This is a genomic window from Bradyrhizobium erythrophlei (assembly GCF_042430365.1).
Taxonomy (GTDB): Bacteria; Pseudomonadota; Alphaproteobacteria; order Rhizobiales; family Xanthobacteraceae; genus Bradyrhizobium; species Bradyrhizobium erythrophlei.
In genome coordinates, this window is sequence record NZ_JBHMET010000220.1 from 50,032 (window position 1) to 64,658 (window position 14,627).

The following is a 14,627-nucleotide window of genomic DNA, read 5'->3' on the forward strand; positions in this document are numbered from 1 at the left end:
ACCACGGCCGTGGCCCGCGGCGACCTCTCGCGCAAGATCACGGTCGACGTGAAGGGCGAAATCCTCGAGCTTAAGAACACCATCAACACGATGGTGGACCAGCTCAACGGCTTTGCGGGCGAGGTGACGCGCGTGGCGCGCGAGGTCGGCACCGAAGGCAAGCTCGGCGGACAAGCCGAGGTGCCCGGCGTGGCCGGCACCTGGAAGGACCTCACCGACAACGTCAACTTCATGGCGTCGAACCTGACCGCGCAGGTCCGCAACATCGCCGAGGTGGCGACCGCGATCGCCGGCGGCGACCTGTCGAAGAAGATCACGGTCGACGTGCGCGGCGAGATCCTGCTGCTCAAGGACACCCTGAACACGATGGTCGAGCAGCTTCGCTCGTTCGCGGCCGAAGTGACGCGCGTGGCGCGCGAGGTCGGTACCGAAGGCCGGCTGGGCGGCCAGGCCGTGGTGCCTGGCGTCGGCGGCACCTGGAAGGACCTGACCGACAACGTCAACCTGTTGGCCGCGAACCTCACCACGCAAGTTCGCAACATCGCCGAGGTGACCACGGCAGTCGCGCGCGGCGACCTCTCGCGCAAGATCACGGTCGACGTGAAGGGCGAAATCCTCGAGCTGAAGAACACCATCAACACGATGGTCGACCAGCTCAACGCCTTCGCCGGCGAAGTGACCCGCGTGGCGCGCGAGGTCGGCACCGAGGGCAAGCTCGGCGGCCAGGCCGAAGTGCCCGGCGTTGCCGGCACCTGGAAGGACCTGACCGACACGGTGAACGTGATGGCGGCGAACCTGACCGAGCAGGTGCGCGGCATCGTCAAGGTGGTGACCGCGGTTGCCGATGGCGACCTGAAGCAGAACCTGACCGTGAAATCGAAGGGCGAGGTGGCGGCGCTCGCCGACACCATCAACAACATGACGGAGACGCTGGCGACCTTCGCCGACCAGGTCACCAGCGTGGCGCGCGAAGTCGGCGTCGAAGGCCGCCTCGGCGGTCAGGCCAACGTGCCCGGCGCCGCCGGCACCTGGAAGGACCTGACCGGCAACGTCAACCTGCTCGCCGCCAACCTGACCTCGCAGGTCCGCGCCATCGCTGAGGTGGCGACCGCTGTGACCAAGGGTGACCTGACGCGATCGATCCAGGTCGATGTCCGTGGCGAGGTGGCCGAGCTGAAGGACAACATCAACACGATGATCGGCAACCTCCGTCTCACCACGGAGCGCAACACCGAGCAGGATTGGCTCAAGACCAACCTCGCGCGCTTCACCAACATGCTGCAGGGCCAGCGCGATCTCGCAACCGTCGGCCGCTTGCTGCTGACCGAGCTCGCGCCGCTGATCAACGCCCACATGGGGGTGATCTATCAGGTCGACAATCCGGAAAACCCACAGCTGCGACTGCTGGCCGCCTATGCCAACGACAGCACCAATCCGCATCCGCAGATCGTGCAATTTGGCGAGGGGCTGATCGGCCAATGCGCGCTCGACAAGCGACAGCGCCTCGTGTCCGACATCCCGAGCAATACCGTGCCGATCAATTCGGCGCTGATGCGGATCATGCCGAAGAACCTGGTCGTGTTCCCGGTCCTGTTCGAGAACCAGGTCAAGGCGGTGATCGAGCTATCCTCGATCTCGTCCTTCACGACCTCCCAAATCACCTTCCTTGAACAGCTGACCGACAGCATCGGCATCGTGCTCAACAGCATCGAAGCGACGATGCAGACCGAGGCCTTGCTCAAGCAGTCGCAGCAGCTCGCGGGCGAGCTTCAGACCCAGCAGAAGGAATTGCAGCAGACCAACGACCAGCTCGAGCAGAAGGCGCAACAGCTTGCCGAGCGCAATGTCGACGTCGAACGCAAGAACCAGGAGATCGAGCAGGCCCGGCGTGCGCTGGAAGAGAAGGCGACCGAGCTGTCGCTGACGTCGAAGTACAAGTCCGAATTCCTCGCCAACATGTCGCACGAGCTCAGGACGCCTCTCAACTCGATCCTGATCCTCGGCCAGCAGCTCACGGAAAATCCCGACGGAAACCTGAGCGTGAAGCAGGTCGAGTTCGCGCGCACCATCCACGGCGCGGGCACCGACCTGCTTAATTTGATCAGCGACATCCTGGATCTCTCCAAGATCGAGTCCGGTACGGTGACAGTCGAGGCCGAGGAGATCCTGACCTCGAGCCTGCTCGAGACCGTCGGGCGGCCGTTCCGGCACGAGGCCGAAAACCGCCATCTTGCCTTCAGCATCGATGTCGACGGCAACCTCGCGCGCAGCATGGTCACCGACTCCAAGCGGTTGCAGCAGGTGCTCAAGAACCTGCTGTCGAACGCGTTCAAATTCACCGCGGAAGGCGGCGTGAGCCTGACCGTGTCGGCTGCGGTCGGCGGCTGGAGCGCCGAACATCCGATCCTCAACGCGGCACCTGCGGTCGTGGCGTTCGAGGTATCGGACACCGGTATCGGCATTCCCCTGGACAAGCAGAAGCTGATCTTCGAGGCATTCCAGCAGGCAGATGCCGGCACCAGCCGAAAGTACGGCGGCACCGGCCTCGGCCTCGCGATCAGCCGCGAGCTCGCAAGCCTGCTCGGTGGCGAAATCCATCTGCGGAGCGCGCCTGGCAAAGGTTCAACGTTCACGCTCTATCTGCCATTGAAGTATTCCGGTCCGACGGTGGCGCTTCGCTCCTCGACCCAGCCCACCTCGGTGTCGCACGCGCCGGTTCCGGCGTTGCAGGCGTCCTCCACGCAGGAGCGCGTGATCGAGCAGCTGCCGGACGACCGGCTCAGCCTCGAGCCCGGCGACACGATCCTGCTTATCGTCGAGGACGATCCTCACTACGCGCGCGTCCTGATCGATCTCGCGCGCGACAAGGGGTTCAAGGTGCTCGTCGCCAGCCGCGGTGCCGAGGCGCTGGACCTTGCCAAGCAGTTCCAGCCGACCGCCGTGTCGCTCGACGTGTTCCTGCCGGACATGCTCGGCTGGACCGTGCTGAGCCAGCTCAAGCACAATCCGCTGACCCGTCACATTCCGGTCCAGATCATCACCCTCGACGAGGACCGGCAGCATGCGCTGGCGCGCGGCGCATTCTCCTTCGTCAACAAGCCGACCACGACCGAAGGCGTGAGTGCGGCACTGTCGCAGATCAAGGAATACGCCAAGCCGCGCCGCAAGCGCCTGCTGATCGTCGAGGACAACGCCGCCGAACAGCTCAGCATCACGGAACTGCTCGGCCACGAGGATATCGAGATCGTCACCACGGATACCGGGGCGGGGGCGTTGTCGACGCTGCGGGAAAGTCCGTGCGACTGTGTCGTGCTCGATTTGCGATTGCCCGACATGAGCGGTTTCGAGGTGCTCGACCAGATCCGCAAGGACGAGACCCTATCGAACGTTCCTGTCGTTGTCTTCACGGGTCGGGAACTTTCGGCCGAGGAGGACGCGGAACTTCACACCATGGCGCGGAGCATCGTCGTCAAGGGCGTGGAATCGCCGGAACGGCTGCTCGATGAAACGTCGCTGTTCCTGCACCGCGTGATCACTGAACTGCCCGCCGAAAAACAGCGAATGCTGGAGAAACTCAATAGTTCCGACGAGGATCTGATCGGCAAGACCGCGCTTCTGGTCGACGACGACGCCCGCAACATCTTTGCGCTCTCCAGCGTGCTCGAGCGGCGCGGTATGAAGGTGCTGACTGCAACAACGGGTCACGAAGCGATTTCGCTCGTCGAGTCCAATCCGAAAATCGCGATCGTGCTGATGGACATCATGATGCCGCAGATGGACGGCTATCAGACCATCGGTGCGATCAGGCAGGACCCGGCATTTGCGCGGCTGCCGATCATCGCGCTGACGGCAAAGGCGATGAAGGGCGACCGCGAGAAGTGCCTTGAGGCCGGTGCGTCGGACTATCTGGCCAAACCGGTCAACACCGAGCAACTGCTGCTCGCCATCCGCATGTGGTTACACCGCTGATCGGCGATCGAAAATGACGGACCATGAAAAGGTAAACATTCTTCTGGTCGATGATCAGCCGGCGAAGTTGCTGGCGTATGAGGTCATCCTGAAGGAGCTCGGCGAAAATCTCGTCGTGGCTTCTTCGGGGCGCGAGGCTCTGGAGTTCCTGCTCAAGAACGAAGTCGCGGTCATCCTTGTCGACGTCTGCATGCCCGAGCTCGACGGCTTCGAGCTCGCCGCCATGATCCGCGACCATCCGCGCTTCCAGAAGACCGCGATGATCTTCATCTCGGCGATCCAGGTCAGCGATTTGGACCGGCTTCGCGGCTACGAGATGGGCGCGGTCGATTACGTGCCGGTACCGGTCGTGCCGGAAGTGCTGCGCGCCAAGATCCGCGTGTTCGCCGAGCTTTACCGCAAGACCCGGCAGCTCGAGCGTCTCAACTCCGAACTCGAGGATCGCGTGCGCGCGCGCACCGCCGAGCTCGAGCAGTCGACCGCGCGACTGGTCGAGAGCGAGCAGCGCCGCAGCATGGCAATCGCCGCAGGCAAAATGGGATCGTGGGACTGGGATTGGGTCAATGGCGACTGGATGTGGGACGACGGCCAATATCAGATCTTCGGAGTCGACCCGAAGACCTTCGAGCTGACGTCGGCCAACATCCAGGGGCTGTTTCACCCCGATGATGTCAGCGAACTCCGCCACGCCTGGGCTGGCTTCGCCAATGGCGCGAAGTCATACGAAGTCGAATTCCGCATCATGCGGCCGGACGGCGAGGTGCGCTGGTGCGTCGGCACGGCGGCGGCAACCAGCGACAAGGACGGCCGGGTGGTGCGGGTGAGCGGCGTGACCGTCGATATCACCGATCGCAAGCGCGCCGAGGAGCGCCAGAGCCTCTTGACCCGCGAGGTCGATCACCGGGCCAAGAATGCGCTGGCGTTGGCACAATCGATCGTGCGGCTGACGCGCGCGCAGAACATGAACGCCTATGTGCGCGCGGTCGAGGGGCGCATCACCGCGCTGGCGCGGGTGCACACCGTGCTGTCGCTGTCGAGCTGGCAGGGGGCCGAGATCCGGCGACTGGTCACCGAGGAGATCGCGCCTTATTCGGGCGCGGAGCAGATCCAGATCGAAGGTGCCGAGGTGCAGTTGCAGCCGGCGACCGCGCAAACGCTGGCGCTCGCCCTGCATGAACTCGTCACCAACTCCGCCAAATACGGCAGCCTCTCGGCGCTGTCGGGACGGCTTGCGATCACCTGGGAAGTGCAAGACGAGACCTTGATCCTCGCCTGGGTGGAAACCGGCGGGCCCGCGGTGACGAAGCCGATCCAGAAGGGGTTCGGGACGCGGAGCGTCATCGCCAGCATCGAGACCCAGCTCGGCGGGCGCGCCGATTTCGATTGGCGTACCGAAGGTTTGGTTTGCCGGTTGACCGTCCCGCTGCGATCGGCGGCACCGGAGTCCCAGCCGTCCCGCGAAAAGCCGGCGCGGCACCGCCGGCCGGCGGTCAATTCGCGTGCCAGGTGACGGCAGACCGCGCGATTGTGACATCAACTCTTGCCACCTTGAGCTAGATATCGAAGCAGCTCACGCGCCATCGCCGGGAACAGCCGATGTTGAACACACGAAACCTGTCCGTTGCCGGCCTTGCCGTAGCGTGCCTGACGGCCTCCACGGTGGTCCTGCATGCAGAGCGGGTCGTGCTCAAGGGCCCCGACGCGTTTGGCGACTGGCGTCGCGACAAGCCGGGCACGATCAGGTTGATCCGACCGCAAGACCTGCCCAAGCCCGGCGCGACCGCATCGAGCAGCAATGGCCCCCGCATTGTGGGGAGACCGGGATCCGCAACTCCGCAGGTGCCGCCAGGTTTCAGGATCGAGCTGTTCGCGGACGGACTGAGCGATCCGAGGGTTTTGCGTACAGCACCCAACGGCGACGTCTTCGTCGTCGAGGCCAGGCCGGGCCGCATCCGCGTCCTGCGTAGCACGGGCGGCGCAACTAGGCCCGCGACCAACGAGGTCTATGCCAGCGGCCTGAACCGGCCATTCGGGATCGCGTTCTTTCCGAACGGCGACAATCCGCAATGGCTCTATGTCGCCAACACCGACAGCGTCGTGCGATTTGCCTACCGCAACGGCGACCTCAAGGCCTCCGGAGAGCCTGAAACGATCGTGGCCAAACTGCCGAGCGGCTACAGCCACGCCACGCGCGACGTCGTCTTCACGCCCGATAACAGGCGGATGCTGGTGTCGGTCGGGTCCGCCGGCAATGTCGGCGAGGGGCTCGGCAAGCCTCCCGGAGGCATCGAGGCCTGGAGCCGCGACCATGCCCTCGGCGCGGCCTGGGGCCTCGAGAAGGATCGCGCAGCCGTGCTTGCTTTCGATCCCGACGGCAAGAACCAGACCCTGTTCGCCACAGGTCTCCGCAACTGCGTGGGGCTCGCCATTCAGCCCGGCAGCGGCACGCCGTGGTGCTCGACCAACGAGCGCGACGGTCGCGGCGACGATCTCGTGCCCGACTATGTCACCCGCGTCCGCGAGGGCGCGTTCTACGGATGGCCGTGGTTCTATATCGGCGGCAATGAGGACCCCAGACATGCCGGCGAGCGTCCCGACCTGAAGGACAAGGTGACGATCCCCGATGTGCTGCTGCAGGCCCATTCGGCCTCGCTTGGACTGACCTTCTATACCGGCACCAGCTTCCCGCCGGAGTTTCGCGGAGACGCGTTCGCCGCCGAGCACGGCTCGTGGAATCGCTCCAAGCGGACCGGCTACAAGGTCGTTCGTATCAAGCTCAAGGACGGTGCGCCGACCGGGGAGTACGAGGATTTCGTCACCGGCTTCGTCGTCAACGACAACGAGGTTTGGGGCCGTCCTGTCGGCGTGACGATGACCCGCGACGGCGCGCTGCTGGTTTCGGAAGACGGCAACGGCACGATCTGGCGCATCAGCCACGATTAGCTGCGTTCCGAGGTCAGCTTACACTGACGGTCTTACACGAGCGTCGGCGCGGCAGCCTGCGTGCCGTGCTCTAAACCTTTCGAGTATGAAGAGCTCGTGGGCAGAATGACGCGGAGCGCTAGCCCTGTCCGTCGCCGAGACCATATTGCTGGTAGATGGTCAGCGGATCCGTATCCGGAAACAGCCGGCACTTGGCCTGCGCCAGATGCAGGGTCACAGCGCCGGGATCACAGCCGGCGGTCAGGAGCTTGCGGATGTCATCCATGTGGGCGCGCGGCTGGTGCTTGGACGGAAGCTGCTCGAGCGCAACCAGGGCCGTGGCCAGGGCCTCGGTGACCACCCACTCGTCGTGACCGGTGATTCCTTTCTTCGACATCGACACACCTCCGTCGTTCGGCGCGCGCGACATTCTAATGCACAGCGGGTGGGGGCTGTCATCAACCAACATGGCCGGCGCGACCGGAACCAACCCGGTGCCCGCACGTGATGCGCAGACCTGAAACGAGAGATCGCGATCCGTATGAGCAATGACGAAGGCGGCGTCCAGCGGCATCGTGGCACGGTCCGCAACGCTGGATTGACGGCGCCTGCTGTCCTGGATCCTCGCATGGACCGGCCTGTCGGCGGCCTGGTATCTCGGGGACGGCGATCCGCTGGCAGCGATCGACCTGCAAGTCGCAAGGCTCGCTGCGGCCGAGCCCGACCAGACAGCCTAGCCGGCGGCGCGCCGCCGGCCGATTACGCCGCCACGGCGCCAGTCAGGGCCACGCTGAGGATCCGCCACTTCGACGTATCGAAGAAAAAGGCGGCCTTCATCTGCGCCGCCGCGGGGTCGGCCGCATGAAGCACAGTGTGGAACTTGCGTGTCCCGTCACTCAGTGAAATCCGGAATGTCTGCATCGGATGAGCCCTCCACACCGGCGAGGTTGCGGCGAGAGGGTTAATGAATGGTTACCGAAATCGCGACGCCTTGAACCTCCAAGCGATCAGGCCGACAAGAAGGCTCGACGTGATCTCGATGCTGATGATCTGAAATGGCGGACCATGACCGAGGACGCCACAAGGCCGGGCGAGCGTTGCCCCTCGGCGACATCCGCCGATCGCGCAGGGAAAGCGGGATAGCGCCACTCAATAGGTCAGCACGAGCAGCCGTTGCACAATCGCACCGAGGCAAACTAGCACCACCAACAATTTGAGAAGGTTCGCCAACCGGCCGTCGGTCGCAAACTTGTCGATTGCCCAAAAGCAAATGGCCCCCACGACAACAATGATCAGAACTCCAATCAGGACTGAAATGATCGACATGTCCTCCACCTTTGGGCATCGTCACGAGCAACGCGCCACCGCGCTCTTCGCGCTTTTATTTTCGGTTGGCGGCTGCGGCCTCTCGCGCCAGCCGTTCGGCCTTGAGGCGCTCTCGATTATCGTGGAATGCTTTCTGCGCTTTCGCGTAATCGGTCATAGCTTCCTTCGCTTTGACCGCTCTGAACACCTCGCGGGCTTCGCGTTCCGCCGCTGTCGTTGCCCGCCGCTCTCGGTCGCTAATCATTGTTGACCTCCCATCTGGGCTCAATATCAACGCGCGGAGAGGGCTTTCGATCCTACCGGCCCATAAGCGACGAACCCGCGGCCCCGTTCTGGGGCCAGGCGCGAAGTTCCCGGATCACTCGGTCAGGTGCCTCAGCAAAGCTTCGCAGGCTTCTTCCGCCTCGGCGAACGTGTCGAACGGAGAACCGTCGACCCTGACAGCAGGCTTGTTCAAATTGACGGGGCGCCAGGACGCGACCAAGCCGAGCTGTCCATGGAGACCGGATCCCGTGCGGCTCTCATTGCTAATCACAAAGGAAAAATCGCCGGTGTTCGCGCTCCAAATTTCCAGATTGTCCGGAGTATCGATGCGGCTGAAGTGCAGGGCCATTTCACCCTCCACAATTTGCCAGGCGCGGTAGCTTACCACAGGCGCTATGTCTTGGCCTTCAGCCCGATTTCGACCAGTCGGCGGATTTGCTCGGGGAGGCTTACTTGGCGTGTAATGGCGGAAGGGGTGTCCTGTCAACCTTACTGAAACGCTTTAGCTTTCTGAGATATGATCTTGAAAAGCTACGGTATAGGCCACGGCAATCCAGTTTGCAGTTTGGCGGGGCAGCCTAATGGAGATTCCAGCCGGGCGAGCTTCGTCTTCGCGCGTTCTCGTACGCGGTAGCTCGGGCCTGATCTAGATCGGCCTGTCGTCGAGCCATGTCGGCGTAAAACTCTTAAAGGAGGGGGAAATCCCGGATGCGATGTCGGGTCGCAGCCGGGCGGACTATTGAGGGACAGGACGAGCCGGTAAGCTCATTTGCATGATCGTCGCTCGATTTCGCCAACGCAGCAAATTCCCGGGTTGGTCGGTCATTCTTGGGGCCCTGGCGACGGCAATTGCAGCATTTGTAGTTGTTTATACGTTCCTAGACTGGCGCGATCAGCCAAAGATTCCGACGGTAATCCAGCCAAGCATTCAAGCGCCAAGCATTCAGGCGCCTCAGCGCATCGAGGTGGTCGACGGAGATACGGTCAGGGCCGGTGGGTATGCCTATCGGCTGGTCGGCTTCGACACGCCAGAGAAGGGGAATTTGGCGCGCTGCGATGACGAGCGGCAATTGGCCTATAGCGCCACTGATCGGTTGCGTCAGCTCACCGTCCGCGGCAGGCCCAGTCTACGGCGGGTGCCTTGCGCTGGCTGCCGGTCGGGCGACGAGGGCACGCAGCGTTGCAACTATGGCCGGCTATGCGGAATTCTGACGGTCGACGGCCGAGACGTTGGCCAGATATTGATCGGCGAGCGCTTGGCACATCCTTATGTTTGCGGCCCTCGCGGTTGCCCGCCGAAGCAGTCGTGGTGCGAGCGTTGATCGATTGTTCCGCTATCGCAGTGTCTCATGAGCTACCAATCCCGCGGCCTGTGAGACCGCGGGAGCGGCGATCGCCTCGCATTGGCGACGTAAGGGTTGACCAGGCAGGTTGCAGGTAGGCCATTCGCCGTCGCTGCGCACTGGGCGAAAGACGTGAAAGTGCAATCGATCCTCTCACCTATCTTCTCGCCATAGACGTGCATGCAGACGGGATAGCTGGGGTCGTACGTCTGAGCAGATGCCGGCGCAAAGCCTACTAGCGTGCACAGAATGAGAATTGCGGATGTGAGTCGTTTCATCACCAGCTCCTGCAAATGTTTGGCGGATGCGGTTCAGTCCAGGACGACCTCATTCATATTCCAACGCCACGCCTCATCGGATGATCTTATACCGCTTGGCAGATTTCTTCCTCGGTGGCGGCGGCGTCCGTTCGCGCCCATGGTGCAGGGCTTTGAGCATCGCAATTTGTGCAAACATCCTGATGCCGCCCTTGTCGGCGCACCAGATCAGCATCTCCATCGCGGTCTGCCAATGCTCTTGGCTCGAGACCTTCTCCGGTAGCGCTACTATGTAGTTGGCGGCGTGACGCAAGGTGGCGAGTTCGCGGCCAAGCCAGAGAAGATCGGCAAGCCATACGGGTTTGTGCTTGTCCTGCGCGGCTTAGCCTCAGCGGCTATTCGCCTTTACGATCGGCCGGCGGCGTTGCGCGTGCTGTGCGTCGCTGCGGAGTACATGAACCAGGACGGCATTTGCAAGATCAGCCAAACCGAGTCAGTTACCGCGTAAAGATATCGTTTGGTCGTTTGGTCTGAAGAAATAGCGGCGATTGGTCGATCCGGTTCACTCCAGGACCTCATATTCGAACGCCACGCCCTCGGGATCGTTCTCCTCGAACCATTTCTCCGCGGCGTCCTGGCTGGCGAACACTTTGACGTGCTCTTTGTCGCCAACCTGCTTGCTGGTGTTGACATAGACGAAAACTGTCATTGGTCCCTCTTGCACGGATATCTTCAAGGTTCGGACCTCGGACCTTGCGCACCGGCTCGAATGCCCAGTGAGCCGCTGCTGCTGCGGGGGTGCAGCCCCAACTGTAAGACATCTCACAGACGCGATCGACGGCACAGGTTAATTGTTAGTTTGCGAAACCACACGTTTTGCTAGACGGATTTAATTCTTAGCGGAGCAGTAAAATGGCACAGTCTTTTCGTTTCGTGCGCCGGCAGATCAATGGTCGAGTGCCTCAGAATTTTAATACGCCTGCGATCAAGTCTCGGCAGGCCGTCGTTCACGTAACCGCTGCGGAAATTAGGGCAGCTCCAGACTCGGAAGTGCAAGGTCCCGCCGGACTTACGACTCAGAATTTCATGTACTTTCTTGGTGCGGCGAACGTTTGGATCAGCAACGTAGCCCCTCACTTTAACGACCATTTCCCCGGCGAGCCGGGCGGCGTCGAATTTATCATCAACGTGGACTTTCCTTCGCCGATCGACGTTGGCATTACCATCACCGTCGAGGATCAAACGCCCGTCGATGTCCAAGGGTTATAGCCAACTTCGCAATTGAACGCGATCTCCTTGAGGAGCTTGGGCAGCGTCGAGACTTGGTCCGTACTGCGGACGACGTTGCAACTTATGAGGACAGAAAACACCCGAGCCGATCACGCCGGCGGCGGCTTGCCTTGGAATTGAATGGTGCATTTCTCCGCAATCTAGACAGTCATTGGTCTCTCTTGAGCTTTCGCCGGCCCCAATGGGGGTCTTTGCGGCTTGGATTAAACTCGCGAACCTTGTGCCGGTTCAGCGCCTTCTTCACCGCGATCCACGCCAGCATCGTTGGCCTGTGGCGCTCGACGGCCAGCATCAGTTCAGAGATCGCGATCTGCCATTCGGGCGCCGCGGACTCCTTCTTCGGAAGTTCGGTGATGTAGGTCGCGGCGTCGTGCAGCGTGACGAGCACGCGGCCGTCCGGCAGCTCAATCGGGTCCTCGAACTTACGTTGCCATCCCCGCTCAGCCATGGCGGCATGGTCGCCGCAACTCGGCTCGAGTTCACGACCGGAGAACTACGGGCACGCTCGCCTTAACCCTAGAAGCAATTTTGTCGGGACACACGCGGATTGCTTTCCTAGGATGTCTTCGCGTCTCCGCCCCCCGTTGGAGGCGCACCCCCAAGTGACGGCCCTGGCGCGCCCGCTGGGGCCGTTTTGGTTATCAGGCAGACTTGGTGCGGCTGGCGGCGCCGCTATAAACTGCGGCATGGACTTGCGCCTCCTCAAGGGTCCGAATTTCTTTCGCGGCCTTAAGCGCCCGCCGGATGAAGGGGTCTTCGGTATCCCTGTTCAGCGTGACAAGCTTGTTGCAGTTCGAGCAGTTCAGTTGAACGCCATCGCGTACCCGACCCGCCTTCTCTCGGAACACCCGCGTGCAACCCGGGCATCGGATCTTGACTTTATCATCCATGCTAAAACTCCCATTTGAAAATGGGAGCAGCGTCGGCGGTGGCCGTTACCAATGCGTTAAGCCGACCCGATAGCCCATGCCGCCGATCCAATCGCTACGCGACCATGGCGCCGGAACCGTCGGGGGAATTACGGGCAGTAGTGGCCCGGAATCCACTCAGGCGGCAGCGTGATGTAATGAGGCTCATGCCGGGGCTAGATTTCATCCCCTACAAATTTTTCCGGCAAAGGGGTCCTCTGCGCTGAGCGGCCCGTTTCGATTCCGAGGCCCTCCAGCTCAGGCACTCGAGACCACCCGATAGCCCATGCCGCCGACCGGCCCGCGAACACTCCAGCTGAAGTTCGGCCGGACGTCGGCGCCGCGCTTGCCGCAGGCTGCAATCAGGTCATTCAGGCGCGCGACCACAACGACATGTATGTAAAGCTCATAACGTGGCATTCTAGCTGCGGGTTTTCCACGATCTGGCGCTTGCCGTGCTTTTCAGCAAATCATTGAATGCCCCAACTGCCGAGGCGTTTAGCGCGGAGTCGGGACGATAGCCTTCAGCGCTTCTGTGAGTCCGAATTGTTGCGCAAGCATCACTTGCGTTTCTGCCGATAAGTTGCGCCGGATATGATCCACGTCTCGATAGAGATATTCGCCGTTGACATAGAGTGCGCAGTTTTCTCCCCGGCACACGACCTGCTACAATCGCTTGGCTCGCTGGGGCGACAAACGGGATGTGGCCTATGACCGCGAGCGTGACCGTGGATCCCAGCCGTGGCTTTTCTAGCTAATCACCACAGAGCGCAACGAAATCAATGTCGTGCGGAGGAGGGGATTCCGTCGACGAAGTAAAAGCGCCACGCGTTAACAAGGCAAGCTCCGAATTGGAACGGCCGCGGCCTTGGGCCAAGATACGAGGATCGGAGACATGGACCGGCTTCGCCTTCGTTGATCTCTGGCTCACTTGGCCGCCTTTTTGCTTGATGGGTGCCAGCGCGTGGCTCGAGGAGGTCTGTCAGACGGTCAATCGGCACCCAAGTTTGCCCCCTCATCAGCTTCCAAATTTTGGACGCCGATGCCCGGCTTAGAGGGCAATCTTGCATGCCGAATGACACGGCGGGTCACCGACCTGGCATTCGGGGCGGGGGCCTGCAGCCTCGCGATCCAAATTGCCTGACGGAGTTTTCTGCCAGCCTCGGGTTGCTTGCTCTCGGCCTCCGATCAATCCTTGTGCTCCCTCTCAAGCTTCTCGGCCTGCTCGCACATCATCCGTCTGTATTTCTCAATCTCTTGCTTTGGGATCTCGTGAATGGCAACGACCTTTGCCTTTAGCTTTGGGAGGTTTCCAAGAACGGACGTTGAATGCTGAAACGAAGGCGCCGCCAACTGAGGCGGCCTTACTTAATGAACAAACAAAAAGACTACGCTGCCCGCCAGTATGCAGATGCTCGCCGTCATCATCAAAAGGAAGAGCCTATCCATGGCGCTCTCCCACCAAACACAGACCAATTCCCGAGGGCGGGAATGGTTGCAGCGATTTCGGGGTGAAAGAGGCCCACTAGAGGCGCCCTTACTTTTTACCGGCCATGCGATCTAAGAGTTCGCGCAGGCGCTTCACAAAACTTTCAATCCAGCGGTCCATCTCTGGCTTGCGTTGGGACGATTCATCAAATTGATCGAGGCAAGAAGGCCGCCTTTTATCGGAGTCCATACGTCCCCCATTGGCAAACAAACATGGTATTGCCTCGGGAGCGCAACTTGCAGGTTGTGAATTTGTTCCGAAGGATGCACCGGGGCTTGGACACCACCCCTAGCCGGGTAGTGGGTCAGTTTGATTGTGGCAGGGTTCCGGGCTGGTATGTTGACTGTCAACAGCGCATATTGGCGGGATGACAAGCGGCACTCGGATTACCGTCTACTTCAACTGCAAAGGTTGCGGCGTGGTCTATGCCGCCACCCAGGAGCAGCACACCAGTCAGCATTCCGGGAGCTTCGATTGCGAAGACTGCGATGAGACGGTGCACGAGTGGATTGGCTTCTACGATTATTTCGGGTGGACGCCCGTCACCATGTCGCCGATCCGACGGTGGCAAAAGATATGACACCCAAACGCCCTAGGGACCCCAACCAGCTCGCCAAGCGGATCATTGATATCGCTCTACTGGCAAAACGCCCGACCGCGATCCTACGCCCGAGGAAAAGGGCAGGGATCCGGCTGCGGCGGCCTTACTTCACCCCAAGTTCCTTGATCGCGAGCGCGGAAAGCTTCGCCGGGTCGCGCACGCCAGTTTGCGCGATCTGGATTATTTTCCTTGGCGATCATCTCGGCTAGCGGGTCGTTCCGGTCAACAAGACCAATGGTGTGCAATGTCTTCTCGTAG

At 61.6% G+C, this 14,627-nt stretch carries 16 protein-coding genes and 1 pseudogene; 6 read left to right on the forward strand and 11 right to left on the reverse strand.

Going from position 1 to position 14,627, the window contains the following annotated elements:
- The 3 genes from ACFFWD_RS30885 to ACFFWD_RS30895 all read left to right on the forward strand — a co-directional run.
- Positions 1 to 3,969 (forward strand): response regulator (locus ACFFWD_RS30885; protein WP_376971821.1); only part of this gene is annotated, 3,969 nt, incomplete at its 5' end.
- A 13-nt stretch (positions 3,970 to 3,982) separates the two neighbouring features.
- Positions 3,983 to 5,479 (forward strand): HWE histidine kinase domain-containing protein, encoded by a 1,497-nt coding sequence (locus tag ACFFWD_RS30890; protein WP_376971823.1) that lies wholly within the window; start codon positions 3,983 to 3,985, stop codon positions 5,477 to 5,479.
- An 86-nt stretch (positions 5,480 to 5,565) separates the two neighbouring features.
- Complete coding sequence (locus tag ACFFWD_RS30895; protein WP_376971825.1) at positions 5,566 to 6,912, forward strand: PQQ-dependent sugar dehydrogenase; 1,347 nt, start codon at positions 5,566 to 5,568, stop codon at positions 6,910 to 6,912.
- A 118-nt stretch (positions 6,913 to 7,030) separates the two neighbouring features.
- Here the strand turns inward: ACFFWD_RS30895 and ACFFWD_RS30900 are convergent, their stop codons facing one another.
- The 3 genes from ACFFWD_RS30900 to ACFFWD_RS30910 all read right to left on the reverse strand — a co-directional run bounded on the left by ACFFWD_RS30900 (position 7,031) and on the right by ACFFWD_RS30910 (position 8,217).
- Complete coding sequence (locus tag ACFFWD_RS30900) at positions 7,031 to 7,288, reverse strand: hypothetical protein (protein ID WP_376971859.1); 258 nt, start codon at positions 7,286 to 7,288, stop codon at positions 7,031 to 7,033.
- A 362-nt stretch (positions 7,289 to 7,650) separates the two neighbouring features.
- Entirely contained in the window at positions 7,651 to 7,812 is a 162-nt protein-coding gene (locus tag ACFFWD_RS30905) for a hypothetical protein (protein ID WP_376971827.1), read from the reverse strand.
- A gap of 228 nt (positions 7,813 to 8,040) precedes the next feature.
- Complete coding sequence (locus tag ACFFWD_RS30910; RefSeq protein WP_376971829.1) at positions 8,041 to 8,217, reverse strand: hypothetical protein; 177 nt, start codon at positions 8,215 to 8,217, stop codon at positions 8,041 to 8,043.
- On the opposite strand from ACFFWD_RS30910, the gene ACFFWD_RS30915 reads away from it, so the two are divergent.
- Positions 8,207 to 8,467, forward strand: coding sequence for a hypothetical protein (locus ACFFWD_RS30915; RefSeq protein WP_376971831.1), 261 nt, complete (start codon positions 8,207 to 8,209; stop codon positions 8,465 to 8,467). The genes ACFFWD_RS30910 and ACFFWD_RS30915 overlap by 11 nt on opposite strands.
- 108 nt (positions 8,468 to 8,575) lie before the next feature.
- Here ACFFWD_RS30915 and ACFFWD_RS30920 read toward each other — a convergent pair whose 3' ends face one another.
- On the reverse strand, positions 8,576 to 8,830 hold the full coding sequence (locus ACFFWD_RS30920; RefSeq protein ID WP_376971833.1) for a hypothetical protein: 255 nt from the start codon (positions 8,828 to 8,830) through the stop codon (positions 8,576 to 8,578).
- 424 nt (positions 8,831 to 9,254) lie between these two features.
- On the opposite strand from ACFFWD_RS30920, the gene ACFFWD_RS30925 reads away from it, so the two are divergent.
- The gene (locus ACFFWD_RS30925) at positions 9,255 to 9,803 is read left to right on the forward strand and encodes a thermonuclease family protein (protein WP_376971835.1); all 549 of its coding nucleotides are present in this window, start codon (positions 9,255 to 9,257) and stop codon (positions 9,801 to 9,803) included.
- A gap of 32 nt (positions 9,804 to 9,835) precedes the next feature.
- On the opposite strand, the gene ACFFWD_RS30930 is transcribed toward ACFFWD_RS30925, so the two are convergent.
- The 3 genes from ACFFWD_RS30930 to ACFFWD_RS30940 form a co-directional block, all read right to left on the reverse strand.
- Positions 9,836 to 10,102 carry a DUF3551 domain-containing protein gene (locus ACFFWD_RS30930; RefSeq protein WP_376971837.1) on the reverse strand — a complete coding sequence of 89 codons (267 nt, stop codon included), beginning with the start codon at positions 10,100 to 10,102 and terminating at the stop codon, positions 9,836 to 9,838.
- 73 nt (positions 10,103 to 10,175) lie between these two features.
- Entirely contained in the window at positions 10,176 to 10,322 is a 147-nt protein-coding gene (locus ACFFWD_RS30935; RefSeq protein ID WP_376971839.1) for a hypothetical protein, read from the reverse strand.
- A gap of 321 nt (positions 10,323 to 10,643) precedes the next feature.
- The gene (locus ACFFWD_RS30940) at positions 10,644 to 10,790 is read right to left on the reverse strand and encodes a hypothetical protein (RefSeq protein WP_376971841.1); all 147 of its coding nucleotides are present in this window, start codon (positions 10,788 to 10,790) and stop codon (positions 10,644 to 10,646) included.
- A gap of 203 nt (positions 10,791 to 10,993) precedes the next feature.
- Between ACFFWD_RS30940 and ACFFWD_RS30945 the strand changes: the two genes are divergently transcribed.
- Positions 10,994 to 11,350 (forward strand): hypothetical protein, encoded by a 357-nt coding sequence (locus ACFFWD_RS30945; protein WP_376971843.1) that lies wholly within the window; start codon positions 10,994 to 10,996, stop codon positions 11,348 to 11,350.
- A 169-nt stretch (positions 11,351 to 11,519) separates the two neighbouring features.
- On the opposite strand, the gene ACFFWD_RS30950 is transcribed toward ACFFWD_RS30945, so the two are convergent.
- From ACFFWD_RS30950 to ACFFWD_RS30965, 4 genes and pseudogenes are all read right to left on the reverse strand, one after another.
- Positions 11,520 to 11,819, reverse strand: a complete 300-nt coding sequence (locus tag ACFFWD_RS30950; protein ID WP_376971845.1) for a hypothetical protein — start codon at positions 11,817 to 11,819, stop codon at positions 11,520 to 11,522.
- A 193-nt stretch (positions 11,820 to 12,012) separates the two neighbouring features.
- Positions 12,013 to 12,261: a hypothetical protein gene (locus ACFFWD_RS30955; protein WP_376971847.1), complete on the reverse strand. Its 249-nt coding sequence runs from the start codon at positions 12,259 to 12,261 to the stop codon at positions 12,013 to 12,015.
- Positions 12,262 to 12,537: 276 nt separating this feature from the next.
- Entirely contained in the window at positions 12,538 to 12,699 is a 162-nt protein-coding gene (locus ACFFWD_RS30960; RefSeq protein WP_376971849.1) for a hypothetical protein, read from the reverse strand.
- A 1,732-nt stretch (positions 12,700 to 14,431) separates the two neighbouring features.
- Positions 14,432 to 14,627: pseudogene (locus tag ACFFWD_RS30965) on the reverse strand (hypothetical protein); the annotation flags it as partial.